General features: G+C 45.6%; 14 protein-coding genes. 7 read left to right on the top strand and 7 right to left on the bottom strand.

The annotated features are described in order from the left end of the window. Window positions 1-96: 96 nt before the first annotated feature. Window positions 97-3,243, bottom strand: a complete 3,147-nt coding sequence (locus tag PCAR9_RS01730) for an efflux RND transporter permease subunit (protein ID WP_179982143.1) — start codon at window positions 3,241-3,243, stop codon at window positions 97-99. Further along, complete coding sequence (locus PCAR9_RS01725) at window positions 3,243-4,382, bottom strand: efflux RND transporter periplasmic adaptor subunit (RefSeq protein WP_179982142.1); 1,140 nt, start codon at window positions 4,380-4,382, stop codon at window positions 3,243-3,245. The genes PCAR9_RS01730 and PCAR9_RS01725 overlap by 1 nt, the downstream gene beginning before the upstream one ends. 129 nt (window positions 4,383-4,511) lie before the next feature. Between PCAR9_RS01725 and PCAR9_RS01720 the strand changes: the two genes are divergently transcribed. From PCAR9_RS01720 to PCAR9_RS01705, 4 genes are all read left to right on the top strand, one after another. After that, window positions 4,512-5,165 carry a TetR/AcrR family transcriptional regulator gene (locus PCAR9_RS01720; RefSeq protein WP_179982141.1) on the top strand — a complete coding sequence of 218 codons (654 nt, stop codon included), beginning with the start codon at window positions 4,512-4,514 and terminating at the stop codon, window positions 5,163-5,165. A gap of 150 nt (window positions 5,166-5,315) precedes the next feature. Next, entirely contained in the window at window positions 5,316-6,329 is a 1,014-nt protein-coding gene (locus PCAR9_RS01715) for an aspartate carbamoyltransferase (protein WP_179985120.1), read from the top strand. Between the two features lie 4 nt (window positions 6,330-6,333). Beyond that, window positions 6,334-7,614, top strand: coding sequence for a glutamate-1-semialdehyde 2,1-aminomutase (hemL, locus tag PCAR9_RS01710; protein ID WP_179982140.1), 1,281 nt, complete (start codon window positions 6,334-6,336; stop codon window positions 7,612-7,614). Between the two features lie 166 nt (window positions 7,615-7,780). Further along, window positions 7,781-8,857, top strand: a complete 1,077-nt coding sequence (locus PCAR9_RS01705; RefSeq protein ID WP_179982139.1) for an adenylate/guanylate cyclase domain-containing protein — start codon at window positions 7,781-7,783, stop codon at window positions 8,855-8,857. An 87-nt stretch (window positions 8,858-8,944) separates the two neighbouring features. On the opposite strand, the gene PCAR9_RS01700 is transcribed toward PCAR9_RS01705, so the two are convergent. From PCAR9_RS01700 to glnK, 4 genes are all read right to left on the bottom strand, one after another. Further along, window positions 8,945-9,871 carry a Dyp-type peroxidase gene (locus tag PCAR9_RS01700; protein WP_179982138.1) on the bottom strand — a complete coding sequence of 309 codons (927 nt, stop codon included), beginning with the start codon at window positions 9,869-9,871 and terminating at the stop codon, window positions 8,945-8,947. Window positions 9,872-10,053: 182 nt separating this feature from the next. Beyond that, window positions 10,054-11,745 (bottom strand): gamma-glutamyltransferase, encoded by a 1,692-nt coding sequence (gene ggt / locus PCAR9_RS01695; RefSeq protein ID WP_179982137.1) that lies wholly within the window; start codon window positions 11,743-11,745, stop codon window positions 10,054-10,056. Window positions 11,746-11,964: 219 nt separating this feature from the next. Beyond that, window positions 11,965-13,212 (bottom strand): ammonium transporter AmtB, encoded by a 1,248-nt coding sequence (gene amtB, locus PCAR9_RS01690; RefSeq protein WP_179982136.1) that lies wholly within the window; start codon window positions 13,210-13,212, stop codon window positions 11,965-11,967. A 32-nt stretch (window positions 13,213-13,244) separates the two neighbouring features. Beyond that, a complete protein-coding gene (gene glnK, locus PCAR9_RS01685) occupies window positions 13,245-13,583 on the bottom strand; it encodes a P-II family nitrogen regulator (RefSeq protein WP_012516988.1) in 339 nt (112 codons plus the stop codon). Between the two features lie 242 nt (window positions 13,584-13,825). On the opposite strand from glnK, the gene PCAR9_RS01680 reads away from it, so the two are divergent. After that, the gene (locus PCAR9_RS01680) at window positions 13,826-14,668 is read left to right on the top strand and encodes a hypothetical protein (RefSeq protein WP_179982135.1); all 843 of its coding nucleotides are present in this window, start codon (window positions 13,826-13,828) and stop codon (window positions 14,666-14,668) included. A 72-nt stretch (window positions 14,669-14,740) separates the two neighbouring features. Here PCAR9_RS01680 and PCAR9_RS01675 read toward each other — a convergent pair whose 3' ends face one another. Further along, the gene (locus PCAR9_RS01675) at window positions 14,741-15,520 is read right to left on the bottom strand and encodes an AraC family transcriptional regulator (RefSeq protein ID WP_179982134.1); all 780 of its coding nucleotides are present in this window, start codon (window positions 15,518-15,520) and stop codon (window positions 14,741-14,743) included. A 128-nt stretch (window positions 15,521-15,648) separates the two neighbouring features. Here PCAR9_RS01675 and PCAR9_RS01670 point away from each other — a divergent pair, with 128 nt between their 5' ends. Then, a complete protein-coding gene (locus PCAR9_RS01670; protein ID WP_179982133.1) occupies window positions 15,649-16,572 on the top strand; it encodes a DUF808 domain-containing protein in 924 nt (307 codons plus the stop codon). 413 nt (window positions 16,573-16,985) lie between these two features. Continuing rightward, window positions 16,986-17,270, top strand: coding sequence for a hypothetical protein (locus PCAR9_RS01665; RefSeq protein ID WP_179982132.1), 285 nt, complete (start codon window positions 16,986-16,988; stop codon window positions 17,268-17,270). The last annotated feature ends 62 nt before the right edge of the window (window positions 17,271-17,332 follow it).

Below are 17,332 nucleotides of genomic sequence, written 5' to 3'. Positions count from 1 at the left end.
TCAGTCTGCCACCAGCGCAATATTGGATGAGATTTTCGCATACGCTGATACACCCTTATTATACGCTCATTAGAAAGGGATAGTTTAACCGCAAAATTAAGCTAATGTATGGTTTCTATAACGATATCGTTGAAATGCCGCCACTATAGTTGGCGTAAATACTAACGACAAGATAACCGAAAAACCAACTCCACCTGCAAGTACAACAGCCAATGGCGGCCAGAAGCTTCCCTCGCTAAATAACAACAGTGGAATTAAACCGCCCACCGTTGTAAAGGTTGTCGATAGTATGTGGCGGCTACAACTCATAGTTTCTTCAACAATGGCCTTTGTATCGCCCTTCTTTGCTTTGGGATTGGCATTGATTGCAGCAATGACCACTATCGAACCGTTAATTGCAACACCAATAAGCCCTGCACAGCCAAGTAAAGGGTTAAATCCTACTGGCAAGCCTGAGATCCACAAACTAAACATTCCCAACCCCACCGAAAGTATCGCGACTAGGGCAATAACACCTGCCATACGCAAACTTGTGAATGTCAGTATGAGCGTAGTTATCATAAGAACTAATAAAACAGGTGCATAAGTAGCAAGTTTACCTAGTGCCTGCTGCTGTTCATCTGCATCGCCCGCCAAGTGAATTCTGTAGCCCTCGGGTAGTTCAAGTTGGCTTTCAAGCAAGTCCCTTAACTGATTACTGGCATCAACGGCCGGTACGCCAGGCAATAAAAACGCCTGAATGCGGTTAAGCCTTTCTCCGTCAACACGAGTAATGCTGCTAGTTGCAGGCTGTAGCGTTAAATTAGTAACTGCGGCAAGGGGTGACCACGAGATTGCATTATCACCCGCAACAGGTATTGGCATAGCATCCACGCTAGTGACGTTTTGTCTGTAAGCCTCATCAAGCCTTACCCTAACCGGAATTTCTTCTGTGCTCTCTAGTACCGAGCCACCGGTGATCCCCGAGAAGTTAACCTGCATTTGATTAGCAAGCTCAGAAAGGGTTAGGCCAAGGTAAGATAAGTTATCACTATCGGCATTGATTTTAAGTTCAGGCTCGCCCATAGAGATACTGGTGATGGACTGAGATATGCCGTCAACTTGTGACATCAACATACGAACTTTATCGCCTAGGTCATTCAGTATATTAAGATCTGGGCCAAATATTTCGACTTCTACAGGCGCGGCAATGGGTGGACCTTGTCCAAACGCCCGAACTACAATTTGTACTTCTGGGTACTCGCTATCAAGAGAATGTTGTAACTTGCCCACCAGCGCTGCCGCCTCTTCTACCGTGTGGGTAGAAACCACGGCATTGGCGAAATAAGGCATGTTGTCGCGGGTCATCATTTGATTGTAATACACCGAAGGGGCAGAGCCGCCGACCAACCAGCTAACCTGCTTCACACCTTGCTCTAAGCGAATAGCGGCATCAATTTCTTTCACGTAATGGGTGGTGTTGTCAATGCTGCTTCCTTCTTTCGTCCACAGATAAACTTCAAACTGGTCTCTATCTGCGCTTGGGAAGAACACATTGGCCAGTGTCGAAGACAACACAAAGCCAGACAGGCAAAGTATGGCAACAACCGGTAGCACGAAAATGGGCTGTTTAATCCAACGACCTAACTGCCTTTTAAAAGCTAGACTTAATTGCGGCGCTTGAAGACCAACTTTCCACCACGAATTGGATACGGCTTTACCTTGCGAAGCATTATCGTGCTTTGGTAAAAATCGTGCGGCTAGCGCGGCAATAATAGTCAGTGAAATAAACAAAGAGCCAATGAGTGCCATGACCACGCTTATCGCTATTGGCCCTACGAAATCACCTATATTTCCATCAAGAAGAAAGATAGGCATAAAGCCCAGAATAGTCGTAAGTGTTGAAGCTAAAAGTGGCGCAAATAAGTGAGAAACACTTTTTGCCATAGCCCCTACCCGCGTTAGGTTAGGGTCTTGTAAGTTAATGCGTATTTCATCGGTAATTACGATAGCGTTATCAATAAGCAGGCCGATGGCGATGATCATGCCAAAGATTGACATTTGGTGTATTTGCTCGTTGTAAAAGCTCAATGAAAACAACGCAAAAGCGGCGCACAATGGCAGTGCTAACCCCACAATCCATGCTGCGCGAAACCCCATGAAAAGTAGAATTACCATCATGACAACCGCACATCCCATCAATAAGTTCATCGATAGGTCGGCAAGGCGCGTGGCAGTATATTCATTTTGCTCAAATGCCACCGTCGCGGTTAAGGTGCCGCTGAAATCTTTATTAAACTGCTCTACCACCGCTAATGCATTTTTCGTCCATACGTCAGAACGCAATGAAGGCTGCATGCGGGCGGCTACAAAGATAGACTCTTCACCATTTAAAAAGGCTATTTCGCTTCGTGGAGTGGTGTAACTGCGTTCTACCGACGCAACATCTTCGACTCTCAAATAGCGCCCTTGTTCATTAACAAGAGGAATAGACGCTATCATGTTTACACCATTTAAGCCCTCTCCCACCGTAAAGCGCAGGTTACTTTGTTCGGTATTCAGTATACCTGCAGGCAATTTGGGGTCAGCACGACTGATTGTATTGCTGACCTGCTGCAATGTAAGGCCTGTAGCAGCTAGCTTGATAGGGTCTATGTTGACACTAATTTCTTCCTGCGGTGCGCCGTATACACGCACTAACTCAGTACCGTTAACATTGCGAAGTCGGTCGGTAAGTTCTTGAGCCAAACGAGCGGTGAGCGTGATAGGTGTATTATCAAAGTGTTCAGCGCGCACAGAAAGCAACAAGGTAAAGGCAGTCGCGCCGCGTTTTTCATCAAATATCGGCGCCATTGCGCCTTCTGGAAATGACTCAGCGGCAGCACCTATTGCATCGCGGATCTCACTAAATAGCTGTTCGTTACTTGTGTTGTCTACCCAGTCCTGTGTTTCAATCAATATGATGGAAATTCCTGCACGAGAGGTAGATTTCACTTCCTTAATCTCAAATATTTCCCTTAACCTGTCTTCAAGTACGTCGCTGACTAAGGCTTCAACTCGCTCGGCTGATGCGCCAGGATACTGGGTAATAATTAGCGCGTTTCTTGTATCAATTCGAGGGTCTTCTATTCGTGGTAATGAGCCCAAAGCTGATAACCCTGCGGTAATCAAAATCAATAGACTTAAAACCAGCAAGTGACCCCGACGATAAAAAAGCGTGTACCACGGGTAGGGTTTATCGGTATCGAAGTTAAATGACTTCATTAATGGGCCCCAGCATGTTGTTCACTGGGTATAGCTACCATTTGCCCTGGCGCTAATTTATGGGTGCCCTCTTTAACATAAACATCACCGTTTTTGAGCGCGCCGCGAACAAACGCTCTATTTCCGTCGGTATATACCACCTCGACAACGCGCGCTTCTATGGTGGCGTTTGACTCACTAGATAAAACGAAAACACGCCACAAGCCTCTAAGGCCATTACTTAGCGCGTTTACAGGAAGCCAAGCACCTGTTTCAGAATGAGAGCGGAAGGCAGACAGAATTGCCATGTCGCCAGGACGAACCTGTTCGTTACTATTAAGTGTGACCAGAATATCTACGGTTCGAGTCTGCACGTTACGTACTGGAAGCCGCTGAGATACCGTTCCAGCAACATCAATATCGCCAACACGCACAAGTACGGGTTCATTAACATCAAACTGCTCTACGACGTCAGCAGGTACCGCAAAGCGGGCTTGATAATTGTCGATACTTGTAATGCCAAATACAGGGCTTCCTGCACTCACCACACTGCCTTCATCAAAAAATCGGCGATTAACAACACCATCAAAAGGCGAAACGAGCGTAGTTTTTGCTATTTCTACATTGAGAGATTCGAGCGCAGCCTGCATTTCGCTAACCTGCGCTTTCGCTACGTTTAAATTCGCTTTTGCTTCATCCAGTCGTTGTGCTGACTCTAGCTTTCTCTCCACCAATGAGGTGGTTCTATCACTGTTAACTTTAGCAAGTGCAAGATCAGCATTTGCTCGCTCAAGCGCTGCTTGTAGCTCTCGCTTTCTTGCATTTAGGCGCTGCAAATCTTGGTGAGCAAGTATATCGCCTTGACTGACTACATCGCCTTCTTCTACAAGCATTCTGGTAACTTGACCAGCGACATCAAAGGATAAAGATGTGGCCTTAGGTGATTCAACTAAACCAAATACGTTAATAGGCGTTTCAAAGCCTGATTGAATGGTGACCGTACCTGTTGAAACCGCAACGGGTAGTCTTGCCTCTGGCGTTTGCGTTGCGTTCCCCAAACCAGCAGTCATCAGTAATATCACCAGTGCTGCTGTAAAAACGGCAATTGAAATAAGTAACGTGAATTTGCCACTTTTAGACGGTGTATTTGCAGCAGTCATAACGGTTCCTTTAACCAATTCGGCGTGTGCTTTAGGCTATATTTGCATACTTATTGTGCTATGCTAGTATATAAATACTAGACCGTCCAGTTTGATATTTAAATATTCTGCAATAAAGTGAGAACGTACGTGGCTACCATCAAAAAGCAAGGCCGTCCCAAAAGTGAAGAAAAATATCACCTCATATTACACGCTGCGTCTTGCCTATTTTTAAAAGAAGGGTTTGCTAGTACGTCAATGGACACCGTGGCTAAGGCCTCTGGAGTATCTAAACAAACGGTTTACTCTCATTTTGAGAGTAAAGATGCCCTGTTCAAAGCCGCAATCTCTTCAAAATGCCGCTCTTATCAACTCGACACTCAGCAGCTTATTGACGCCTCCTTAGGCTCGCTTTCACTGTTTGAATGCTTGCAAAAAGTGGGGTGTCAGTTTGTTCGTCTATTACAAGACCCTGAAGCTATCGCAATATTTCGCGTCATTATTGCCGAAGCAGTAAATAGCCCCCACGTAGCCACATTGTTTTATCAAGCAGGTCCTGAGGCATCACTCGCCACACTTAGCACAGTGATAGAGAAATTTGGACAAGGTAGCTTAAGTGCTGATGTTGCGCAGCAGTTAGCCGTGGATTATTGCGCACTACTTAAAGGTGAGTACCACACCATGATGTTATGCGGCATACAGTCTCCGCTGACAGAGGACGAAATCACAGCGCATGTTGATTGCGCCGCTGAAAAAATTCTGCTGCTTTTTACTCATTACACGCAGCAAAGTGGTGAAAACTGAACATTGTTCGGGCCATTTCAGACAGCACAAATACCATTTAACCAGTTGGTCAAACTGGCAAAAACGTAAAGCAAGATTAACCTTGGCCTAATGACTTAACACCTGCGGTATTATAAACTAGCGGCGTTTTCGTTGATGATTGAGAAGCGCATGTCTGACTTTACGGGTAACCACATTCTTTCGGTTGATCAATTTGATCGCGAGGCCATTGAGAAAGTCTTCTCAGTCGCCAATTCCATGAAGCCTTATGCGAAGCGGCAAAAGCGCACTACCGTACTAGACGGCGCTATTCTCGGAAATCTGTTCTTCGAACCAAGTACGCGTACCCGCGTGAGCTTTGGTACCGCTTTTAACCTTTTAGGCGGCGAAGTAAGAGAAACTACCGGTATGTCTAGCTCTGCACTTGCTAAAGGCGAATCGCTTTATGATACTGCCCGAGTGCTCAGCGGCTACTCTGATATTATCGCCATGCGACACCCTGCAGCCGGCTCCGTCGCTGAGTTTGCAGAAGGTAGTCGAGTGCCTGTAATTAATGGGGGTGACGGCGCAAACGAGCACCCCACACAAGCACTGTTAGACCTATTTACCATTAAACGTGAACTTGAGTACAACGGCCACGGCGTTGATGGTTTACACATCGCAATGATTGGCGACCTGCGATACGGCCGAACGGTACACTCTTTATCACGCCTATTATGCCTGTTTAAGAATATTCGCTTCACGCTGATATCCCCGAAAGAGCTGGCCATGCCTCAGCCAGTTATTGATGCAATTGAGAACGCTGGACACCAGCTTACTATTACCGATACGCTCGAAGGAAATATGGATGCGGATATATGCTACCAGACTCGCATTCAAGAAGAGCGCTTCCCTTCTCAAGAAGAAGCGAACAAATACCGAGGTAAGTTCCGCTTAAATCAGTCGATTTACACAAAACACTTTCAGTCGAAGACCGTTATTATGCATCCACTTCCTCGTGACTCACGTATGGAAGCCAACGAATTAGATAACGATCTAAACCTTAACCCAAACCTCGCTATCTTTAGGCAAACCGACAATGGTGTGCTTGTAAGGATGGCTCTGTTTGCGCTAACGCTTGGTGTAGAGAACCTTCTGACCAAATACGAGCGCGATGTCGTTTGGTACAGCAATAAGAGTAAGTAATTACATGCAAAAATCTGAAGCCCTATTTACCCGCGCCCAAAAAACCATTCCTGGTGGCGTAAACTCACCTGTTCGCGCATTTAAAGCCGTAGGCGGCACACCCCGCTTCATTACCAAAGCTGACGGCGCTTATATGTGGGATGCGGATGGTAAGCAATACATTGACTACATCCAGTCTTGGGGGCCGATGGTACTAGGTCATAACAATGCAAAAATCCGCGAAGCAGTGATTGAAGCATCATACAGCGGCCTTTCATTCGGTGCGCCAACCGAAGCGGAAGTGATCATGGCCGAACTTGTTAGCGAGTTGGTGCCATCTATGGAGATGGTACGCATGGTTAACTCTGGCACAGAAGCCACCATGTCAGCCATTCGACTAGCTCGCGGCTACACTAGCCGCAACAAAATCGTTAAGTTTGAAGGCTGCTATCACGGTCATGCCGATTCACTTTTAGTGAAAGCAGGCTCTGGCGCATTAACCCTTGGTGTGCCTAGCTCTCCGGGCGTACCTTCCAACGTAGCCGAGCATACGCTAACGGTTGAATACAATAACCTAGATAGCGTAAAAGAAATTTTTGAAGCCCACGGCGATGATATTGCATGTATAATTGTTGAGCCAGTCGCTGGCAACATGAACTGTATCCCACCGGTGGAAGGTTTTCTTGAAGGGCTTCGCGCTATCTGCAATGAGTACGGCAGCGTACTTATTTTTGATGAAGTAATGACAGGGTTCCGCGTATCTCGCGGCGGAGCTCAGGAACGCTACAAGGTTAAACCAGACCTAACTTGCTTGGGTAAAGTTATCGGTGGCGGTATGCCTGTGGGCTGTTTCGGTGGTCGCCGCGACATCATTACTCATATTGCTCCAACCGGCCCTATCTACCAAGCCGGTACACTTTCCGGTAACCCTGTGGCTATGGCGGCAGGACTTGCTGCGTTAACCCAAATCAAACAGCCTGGTCTTTACGATTCTATCTTTGAGAATACACAAAAACTCGTTGATGGATTTCAGGCACTAGCAGACAAACACAATATTAGCCTAACTACTAATATTGCTGGCAGTATGTTTGGGATATTCTTTACAGACGTAGAGAAAGTCACTAACTACAAGCAGGCGATTAACTGTAATACCGAGCAATTCAATAAGTTTTATCACGGTATGTTAGAACAAGGGGTTTATTTGGCTCCCGCTTCCTATGAAGCTGGTTTTGTCTCGAAAGCACACGATGCTGAGGTCATTGAAAAAACATTGGCTGCGGCAGATAAAGTGTTCTCAACCCTATAAGTTAATTGCCCCTTACCGTTTATTAAAAATCGGCGCTAACACTCTTTGTAAATGTAATCAAAAGTAATGTGTTAACGCCGAATTATCCTTTATACTTTCTTGGCAGCATAATTATTAACCGCATTTTTGCTGTTTTTCTGTAGGAAATTAAAAGGTGTAATTAACAATGGACTGGCAAATAAGCGCGCTTGTTGCACTTACTGTTTATAGCACTGTTATCAGTATTCTTTATGTAAGGCGAAGCAGGCGCTTCAAGTATCGACTTAGAACGGCCCTATCCCGCAACACGAGTAAGTATGAAGCAACACTGCAGGCTGCAGACGAAGCCCGGTTTCAGGCCGCTGCTGATGAAGCCTTAAAACTTACCCAAACTTTCCAGAAATTTGTACCACGCCAGTTCGTAGAACATATGGCTACCACCGATGTAGATTCATTGGAGCTTGGCTATGCTGCTGAAAACGATGTGGCCATCATGTTTTGTGATATTCGTGGCTTTGCAGGTTTTTCCGAGCGTATCACCCCACAAGAATTGATGAACTTCCTCAATTCGTATTTCACGCGAATGAATGACCCTATTCACCAAAACCGAGGTTTTATCGACAAGTTTATGGGTGACGGCATCATGGCGTTATTCGACCATCAAGGTGGCACGCCTAAAGAAAAAGCATTGGATGCGGTACAAGCTGCATTAGATTTACGTAAGGCATTAACGATTTATAACGGACATCGGAAAAACTGCGATTACGAAGCTATAAATATGGGGATAGGTATTCATTTCGGCCAAGTCATTATGGGGACCGTGGGCTCGGAAGATAGAATGGATACCACAGTTATAGGCGATAGTGTAAATATAGCCTCTCGACTAGAAGCTCTAACGCCTAAGTATCAAGCCGACATTATTGTGAGTGCTCAGGTGCTTCAAATTATCGGCCCTAACGATTCTCTTAGAACCCGCCTACTTGACTGGGTTCGAGTTAAAGGGCGAAAAGCCCCAATAGAGATATACGAAATTCTCAGCCACCTGCCAGAAAAAGAGCAGGAAAAGAAACTTGCGGTGCAAACGAAAATAGCCGCGGGTTTGGCATGTAGAATTAATCAGCAATGGGATGAATCTATTGCATACTTTGAAACAGCCTTAGCAATAAGCCCCAATGATTCACTTGTACATCACCACCTGGATGTGTGCCGTATCTACAAAAACTTAGATCTTGCCTCTGACTGGGACGGTGCTTTGGTCCTATAGTATTTATCGCGCTAACACCTTCAAGCGACTAACATCCTGATGGATGTATTCCAGCTTCTAATGAAGATGGGCATTAACTCAACACTCTCAGTTTTCCGAAAGCTTCGCTTGTTGCCGAATAAATGTCACAGAGGGTGCAAAGAAAGCAGCACCTGTTTCGGCACTGGTGAAATCTAGCCAGCGGTCGTAGTCGCCTTCTCCGTTGCCGTATATCTGACTATGCAGCATTTGCTTAAAAGGCCGCGCGCTCGCACTACAACTTACAAAGAATAACCCCTGGGAAATCATATCGCCGTAAGGCATGCCTTGCTTTATTAGTCTTGGTTCATCGCCATCAGGGGCAACCGTACTTGCTCTGACATTATGTGACGACTCTGACTGCTCACTGCTGACTAAGTTATGCTCTTGCGTTGTGCCCATAACCTGCTCTTGCTGGCGGCTAGACAGGCTGTTCCAGCGCCTTAAATCGTGGCGATAACGCTGGACGTGAACATAGCTGCCACCGCTAAAATCAGGGTCATCTTCTCCGATAATCCCCACCTTTCTGCGCTTCATGCCACGAGGGTTATCCGCGCCATAAAGATACCCATTGAGGTCACGCCCATCTAAATATCTAAACCCTCTTATCTGTTCAACAAGCTCTACGTGAATGCGCAATAGGTCCATCACTTCAATGCCAACGGCGTGGCAGATATCTAGCCTATCAGCGCGAATTTGAATAAAGAGATCACAAGGCATGGTGGGCGCACTTCGGTCTTCGCACTGCATATCGGGAAAGGGGGCAAGTTCAATGGGTATCAAACCCGGATAGACTTCTGCCCAATAACCAGTACCTATGGCTACTACTCCTGTAACCATAGCCTCGTAATGCTCATTTTCGAAGTGCTCAAAAATATCCAGCACGCGAGACAATTTTGCGCGCACGGCTTGGCTATCATCGTCAATTACGTTCAGTAACAAATACTGTGCATGTAAGTTGGGCTCAGCGCAGAGGCCTTTTTGTGGTTGTGTCATTGCCGCTCTTTTTGTTATTAACGTCTTACTATGACGCTTCGCTGCTGACGAACATTCGTCACGCTTTGTATTGCGAACCTTTTTATCAATTGTAGCAACTACTTCAAACTTAAAAACCTTTTCAAGTGAAGCTAAGTTTTATTGAGCAGATAATCTATCGCTTAATATTTACTCTAGTGTGCTTAATAGCCCGCTGCTTGTCCATCTTTTCGCGTTTCTGACGCGCCAAAATAGACACCTTTTTGCTCATCCCAAGCAATGGCTTGGTAACCGCCAAATGCGCCTACAACGCGCTGTAGCTTATGCCCTCGCTCCATGAGCTCTCGTTGAACGGTTTCACTAAAGCCAGACTCTAAGCTCACATAGCCGCCATCGGTCATAAGCGCCCCAGTTGGGCTACTTGAACCACTGTGCAGTATGCGGGGAGCATCTCCCGCTTCTTGTAAATTCATACCGAAGTCGAGAATATTCACAATAATTTGTGCGTGCATTTGCGGCTGTGTCCCGCCGCCCATCACCCCAAAGCTCATTACGGGGTTGCCGTTTCTTGTTACGAAAGCAGGAATAATAGTGTGGAAAGGACGCTTGCCTGGGCGGTACTCGTTAAAGTGCCCTTCTTCAAGCGTAAACATCTCGCCTCTATTTTGAAGAATAAAACCAAGTCCAGGCGGCGTCATTCCTGACCCCATGCCGCGATAGTTGCTTTGAATCAAAGACACCATGTTACCCTCTTTATCAGCAACGGTAAGGTAAATGGTATCTCCTTCATAAATGCCCGCATCAACACGATTTGCAGCGCGTTCGCTGTCAATCAGCTTTTGGCGCTCAGCGGCATACTCTTTTGAAATCAGCCAATCGACGGGAATCTCATTAAAATCTGGATCAGCGTAGAACTTAGCGCGGTCTTCAAAGGCAAGTTTTTTGGCTTCAACAAAGGTATGTATGTAGTCAGCTGAATTAAACCCCATTCCTTCGATATCGTAACGTTCTAGCACATTAAGAATCTGTAGTGCTGCGATGCCTTGCCCGTTTGGCGGAAGCTCCCATACATCGTAGCCGCGGTAGTTAGCGGAAACAGGCTCTACCCACTCAGAGGTATGTGAAGATAAATCCTGGTATGACAAAAAGCCCCCTTGGGACTTCATATAAGCATCGATAGTACGGGCGATATCCCCTTTATAAAAGGCATCACGCCCCCCAGTTGCTATCTTTTCATAGGTCACGGCTAACCCGGGGTTTTTAAAAATGTCACCCTTCTGCGGTACCTTACCATTGATAAGAAAGGTCTCAGCAAAGCCATCGTAATGGCCAATTCGTTCTTGATTCATCTGCCAGTAGTAGGCAATGACCTCGGAAACCGGAAAGCCTTCACGGGCATATTTGATAGATGGCGTGAGCAACGCTGACATAGGCAGTTTGCCAAACTTCTCGTGTAGCGCAAACCAGCCGTCTACAGCACCAGGGACAGATACGGGCAGAGGACCAAATTTGGGTATTTGATGAAGACCGCGTTCAGCAAAGACCTTTTTGGTTAGCTGTCTTGGCGAGCGGCCAGAGGCATTTAAACCTACCAGCTTTTCTTCTTTTGCATCCCACACAATGGCAAATAAGTCGCCGCCAATACCGCTGCCTGTTGGCTCAACCAACCCCAACATGGCGTTGGCCGCAATGGCTGCGTCAACCGCGCTACCACCTTGTTTTAAAATATCCAAAGCCACTTGCGTGGCTAATGGTTGGCTAGTGGCCGCCATGCCGTTCTTTGCAATAACTTCTGAGCGACTTGCAAAGGGTTGCCCCGTTATTCTGTCATAGCCCAAACAATTGATACTGAAAAAAGCCAATATCAAAGGTAGTAGTCGCACACTTACAGTCATAACTATCCTTTTACAAAAACGTCGCCGTTGATAAATCTAGCCTAAACCCTTTAAAACATAGTGTAGCGTTATTGTCACATTACGCCTAGGGCCTTTTCTTTAGTCTTATAGCAACTAAAAAGTACATGACTTTAAAAGAAAAAAGCCCCGCAACTGCGGGGCTTAAACGAAGTAATAAGGCATTATTATTGTTATTTCATTTGCCTAATCGAGACTCTCTTACGAGCGGCCGCTTGTAAAGTCTGGGTATGCTTCCAGACCACACTCGCTCATGTCTACGCCGTCGAACTCTTCTTCTTCGCTCACACGTACACCCATTACCGCTTTAATCACTAGCCATACCACTAGGCTTACTACGAATACCCATACAAAGATAGTCGCGGCGCCAATAAGCTGACCAGAGATGCTTGAACCGTCATTTGTGAAAGGTACAAGGATTAGACCTAGAAGACCTACCACACCGTGAACTGAAATTGCGCCCACTGGATCGTCAATCTTAAGCTTGTCTAGCGTAACAATGCTTAGCACTACTAAAATACCACCAAGGCCGCCGAACAGCGTTGCTTCTAGTGGAGTAGGTGTTGAAGGCTCTGCTGTAATAGCTACAAGACCTGCCAGCGCACCGTTAAGAACCATAGTTAGGTCAGCTTTACCGAATAGAATGCGTGCTACGATAAGTGCAGCAATTGCACCACCAGCAGCTGCAGCATTCGTGTTCATAAATACAATAGCTACTGAGTTTGCACTTTCAACAGTTGCAGTAGCCAGTACTGAACCGCCGTTGAAGCCAAACCAACCCATCCAAAGGATAAATGTACCTAAAGTTGCAAGCGGTAAGTTTGCACCTGGAATCGCGTTTACTTTACCGTCAGCAGTGTATTTACCCTTACGAGCACCAAGCACAAGAACACCAGCAAGAGCAGCAGCTGCACCAGCCATGTGAACAATACCAGAGCCAGCAAAGTCAGAGAAACCTAGGTCTCCTAGTGTATACATACCGAATACGGCTTCGCCGCCCCATGTCCAAGCACCTTCCATTGGATAGATGAAGCCCGTCATGACAACTGCAAACGCTAGGAATGCCCAAAGCTTCATACGCTCAGCAACCGCACCAGATACAATAGACATTGCTGTTGCAACAAATACTACTTGGAAGAAGAAGTCAGCAGAAGGTGCATATGTTGCTGGTTCTTCAGCTACACCTGTAGCGCCATCAGCCATGATACCGCTTAGGAATGGACCCCAGTCGCCACCGCCATACATAATTCCGTAGCCGCAGATCATGTACATGGTGCAAGCAATTGCAAATAGTGCCACGTTTTTAGTTAGAATTTCTGTGGTGTTTTTCGCTCGAACTAGACCAGCTTCAAGCATCGCAAAACCTGCAGCCATCCACATAACCAGTGCACCGCAGATTAGAAAATAAAAGGTATCTAGCGCATACCCAAGTTCAAAAGTGATTTCCATTATGGTTTTCTCCGCAAATATATCGTTGTGGCTTACAGCGCGTCGCTATCCGACTCACCAGTTCGAATACGAACGGCGTGTTCAAGGTCATAAACAAACACCTTGCCGTCTCCAATTTTGCCTGTTTTGGCAGCGCCAACGATGGCTTCTACCAGGCGCTCTACTTGATCATCCTGAACAGCAATTTCCAGTTTGACTTTAGGTAGAAAATCCACCTGATATTCCGCTCCGCGGTAAAGTTCAGTGTGTCCTTTTTGACGTCCAAAGCCCTTCACTTCGGTCACGGTCAGACCGTCGATACCGATTTCTGAAATGGCTTCACGAACATCATCTAGCTTGAACGGCTTGATGATCGCTGTGACTAGTTTCATGAGTTGCTCCCAGTTTGTTTTGGTTATTCTGTGATTTATGGTCGTGTTTCCAACTACGGGAAGATAAACCAAGAGCCATGCCACAAATGTTTCCATATAAAAATCATATATATAGCCACAAACAAGCGGACCTTGCACAAAAATAATGCACATTAATGGTGCACGAGCTAAAAATTGCCCAACAATGAAGCGGCCGAAGAAAATACTGAGGTAAGGTGTCTAAAAAGAGCGATGAAATTAGGATGGAACTATTCGATAGCGTGAATGGTCTGTTGTTTACAATGACAACTATCACTCCTACTTTCTTTGCGCCTGAACGCAGCATCGAACACCATGCCCTTGCTAAAAAAACGGCGTGGCGGCCGCTATTAATTTCAGGCGGTGTACACGTATTTGGGGTGATTTTGGTTGTCTTACTTTCTCAGTTGAGTATTGATGATCAAAAAGCACGTGTAAACATTTTGGAGCGAACAGCCGAGATAAAAGCTCGTCTGTATTACCCTCCCATGCCACGACCTCAAGTGACAGAAGATAAGCAGGTTGAACGCCTTAATGAAACACGTAATAACGAGCTTAAGCCTGATGTGTTTAAGAGTCCGCAAGCGACTGATAGTAAAACCAAACCATCAGAAAAAGTAGAAGCCCACCAAGAGATAAACCCAGCGACTGAGGAACAGCTAGCACCGGTTGAAAGTAAGCCGGATAAAACGCCGCCGTCCTCGAGTCTTTCCAATGATATAAATCGACGGGCGGGTTCGTTAAACCTATCGGTTAAAGACGGGGCTGCACGCTATTTTGAAGAATATAACAACAACAAACTCGCTGAAGACGCTAAACAAGCAGCAAGAGAATTTCAAGAACAAAAAAACAGCCCTATATTAAGCGGGCCAAGCACACAGCAAATACAAGCAAAAGAAAATCGACGCCCTTCAAAGCGCGTAAACTGTAGCAGTACGACCAATAAAACCTTGGCGATATTGAGTGGGATTGCGGGTGGTAGCCTGAAATGCACCAAAATGGACGATCACAAACGTTTTATAGACGCTAGAGTGAAAAAATTACCCCAAGATGAAAATAAAAACTAGAGCGTGTTGATTATTGCTTTGCTTTTTTATAGTAGTCCGTAGCTAACGAGAGCTCCCCTTTAGCAAGGCGTATCACTTTCTCTTAAAAGTCTTTGGTGGTTGCCCGAAATACGTTTTAAACCGACGGCTGAATGCCGCAACGTCTTCATAACCCGTGGTTTGAGCTATGCTCGACATAGGCGTATCGGTATTTCTAAGCAGCGCTTTGGCTTTCTCCATCCTTATCTTCACTAGGTAATCACGTAAGCTAAGCCCAGTGGCTTGTTTAAACCGAGTTTTGAACTGTGTGGTTCCCATACAGGCCATCTCTGAAAGCAACTGCAACGTATGCGATGCCCCTAAGTCACCATGTATGTGGCTTATTACTTGGGTGATTCGCTTGTCTGCTCCCGCGCCCACCTCACTTTTTGCCAGCAATACCTGAAATAACGCAGTCATTTCATCGTGCCCGTAAAAAGCGTAATTGGTTAACTGCACTTCGACAAAACTTAAGAAAGCTTGAAGGGCGGTATTAACCTGGAAAATAGGCTTGTGTTTGTCTTGCAACTGTACTGGTACTGAACGTAAGTCGGCAACCACAAACTTTGCATTTTCGTTCGCACTAAAACTATGTACTTCGAGGGGCGCAATACACACTCCCTCCCCTACACCGACGCTGCCTGTAAAATAGTCTTGCGCTATTTCTATATGCCCGTTTACAGGCAATACTAACTGATAAAAAGGATGTGCGTGACTACGGGCTTTTCTGGCATAAGAACGAACTGAAAGCGACGGTAATTGTGTTGCTTCACCTATTTCTCTGTCGTTACTCACACTGATTCCTGCCTTTTTCTCTGATGTCACGTTATTCATAAGTTGCCAAAGGTAAGATGCTGCGCGTATTCTTTGTATGCCGCAACTACTTATCGCTTGCCGATTTGCTATGTTAGTGAAACATAAAAACAGCACACTTTATAACAACGAATACAAGGAAAATCACTGTGGCCGCAGCTAACTTACTTGCCCTACTTGATGATATTGCAACGTTAATGGATGACATCGCAACTATGTCAAAAGTCGCAGCACAAAAAACAGCGGGCGTTTTAGGTGACGATTTAGCAGTAAATGCCGATCAGGTTCAAGGGGTTAAAGCAGATAGAGAACTGCCTGTTGTATGGGCTGTTGCAAAAGGCTCGCTTATCAATAAGGCCATCTTGGTTCCCGCAGCGTTAGCCATAAGTGCCTTCATACCTTCACTTATTACCGTGTTATTGGTGCTGGGCGGATTATATTTATGTTTTGAAGGCGCTGAAAAACTGCTTCATAAATATCTCCCCCATGAAGATGAGGAAGAAATACGAGAAGCCCGAATTGAAGCGCTCTCTAAAGACGATGTTGATATGGTGGCTTTTGAACAAGATAAAATCAAAGGCGCTATACGCACCGACTTTATATTATCTGCTGAAATCATTGTTATTGCGTTAGGTACCGTGACAGATGCAACGCTCACAACGCAAATTGGTGTGTTAGTGGCACTAAGCTTAGCCATTACACTTGGCGTATATGGACTAGTCGCGGGCTTGGTTAAAATGGACGACGTGGGCCTTTACATGCTTCGTAAGTCACTAACAGGCTCAATGAACACCCTTCAACGATTTATCGGCAAAGCATTGTTAGTTGCCGCGCCCGCGCTAATGAAAACCCTTGCGGTAGTGGGTACGGTGGCAATGTTCTTGGTGGGCGGCGGCATCCTTACTCACAGCATAGGCTTTCTACATATTTTTACCGACTGGTTTACCACACTTATCCCAAGCGCATCATTGGTTATGTCTATACTGGCAGATGGCGTAGTAGGTATTGTTGCTGGCGTTATCATTGCGCTAGTAGTGACAATGGTTTCCAAATTTAAAGGCAAAAAGTCCTAGGGCCGTGCTCTGTGCTTTATCTTTTTGTTTAGTCTTTTTTCTTTTTCACCTTCTCTCTTAAGGGAGGGCGTCGCGGTTTTCTGTACCGCTGACCTTCCCTATAGCACTTTATCTAACAAAAAATACCTTAGCTCACGCTTTCTAAATCGTTGCGTTAGTCATTTTGACCACACTCATATGAAAAGCACTAAATTTTAGTATTTTTGTAATAGGCAATCTTTTTACCTACTTTCCCAAGAAAAACAAAGTTCAACAATTTCAAGTACATAGACTTTTTTAACGAGTTGGCACATCCCTCGCTATAAACTAATTGTTAATTGATAACGACTTATTATCGAAACCTTTAGCAACATGATAGCTGCCACGCAGTATGTTCAAGTGCAGTGTCTAACTTACTTTTTTAGGAGATTACTATGTTTATCGGTCGCAAAACTTTCACTGCACTAACTTTAGCAACTAGCGTATTGAGCGCAGCAGCATTCGCTGACGAATCTCAGAACAACATTGTTTCACATACAGATTTTATCGTTGAAAGCGCCATGAATGACGTAAAGCAGAACTTAGCGCTGGATGTGACCTATGACGTGTTAACTAAAAGTCACACATTTGAACCAGAAGTAGAAAAAGCCCGCTCATTGATTGCAGAAATAACTATTACACCAATTGAGTCAGTCAGCTCGGACGATAACGACGCATAAGGAGAGTGCACATGTTAACCGCCGCAACCCTATTTATGATAGTACTCGGGCCGGTTATTGCG

Source organism: Alteromonas macleodii (assembly GCF_903772925.1).
Classification (GTDB): Bacteria; Pseudomonadota; Gammaproteobacteria; order Enterobacterales; family Alteromonadaceae; genus Alteromonas; species Alteromonas macleodii_A.
This window is presented reverse-complemented; position numbering and strand designations above follow the sequence as displayed.

Coding starts and splice junctions, on each gene's coding strand:
- hemL (WP_179982140.1), top strand. CDS start 6,334: ATGCAAAAATCTGAAGCCCTATTTACCCGCGCCCAAAAAACCATTCCT.
- PCAR9_RS01705 (WP_179982139.1), top strand. CDS start 7,781: ATGGACTGGCAAATAAGCGCGCTTGTTGCACTTACTGTTTATAGCACT.
- PCAR9_RS01700 (WP_179982138.1), bottom strand. CDS start 9,871: ATGACACAACCACAAAAAGGCCTCTGCGCTGAGCCCAACTTACATGCA.
- ggt (WP_179982137.1), bottom strand. CDS start 11,745: ATGACTGTAAGTGTGCGACTACTACCTTTGATATTGGCTTTTTTCAGT.
- PCAR9_RS01730 (WP_179982143.1), bottom strand. CDS start 3,243: ATGAAGTCATTTAACTTCGATACCGATAAACCCTACCCGTGGTACACG.
- PCAR9_RS01665 (WP_179982132.1), top strand. CDS start 16,986: ATGTTTATCGGTCGCAAAACTTTCACTGCACTAACTTTAGCAACTAGC.
- PCAR9_RS01715 (WP_179985120.1), top strand. CDS start 5,316: ATGTCTGACTTTACGGGTAACCACATTCTTTCGGTTGATCAATTTGAT.
- PCAR9_RS01680 (WP_179982135.1), top strand. CDS start 13,826: ATGGAACTATTCGATAGCGTGAATGGTCTGTTGTTTACAATGACAACT.
- PCAR9_RS01725 (WP_179982142.1), bottom strand. CDS start 4,382: ATGACTGCTGCAAATACACCGTCTAAAAGTGGCAAATTCACGTTACTT.
- PCAR9_RS01675 (WP_179982134.1), bottom strand. CDS start 15,520: ATGAATAACGTGACATCAGAGAAAAAGGCAGGAATCAGTGTGAGTAAC.
- amtB (WP_179982136.1), bottom strand. CDS start 13,212: ATGGAAATCACTTTTGAACTTGGGTATGCGCTAGATACCTTTTATTTT.
- glnK (WP_012516988.1), bottom strand. CDS start 13,583: ATGAAACTAGTCACAGCGATCATCAAGCCGTTCAAGCTAGATGATGTT.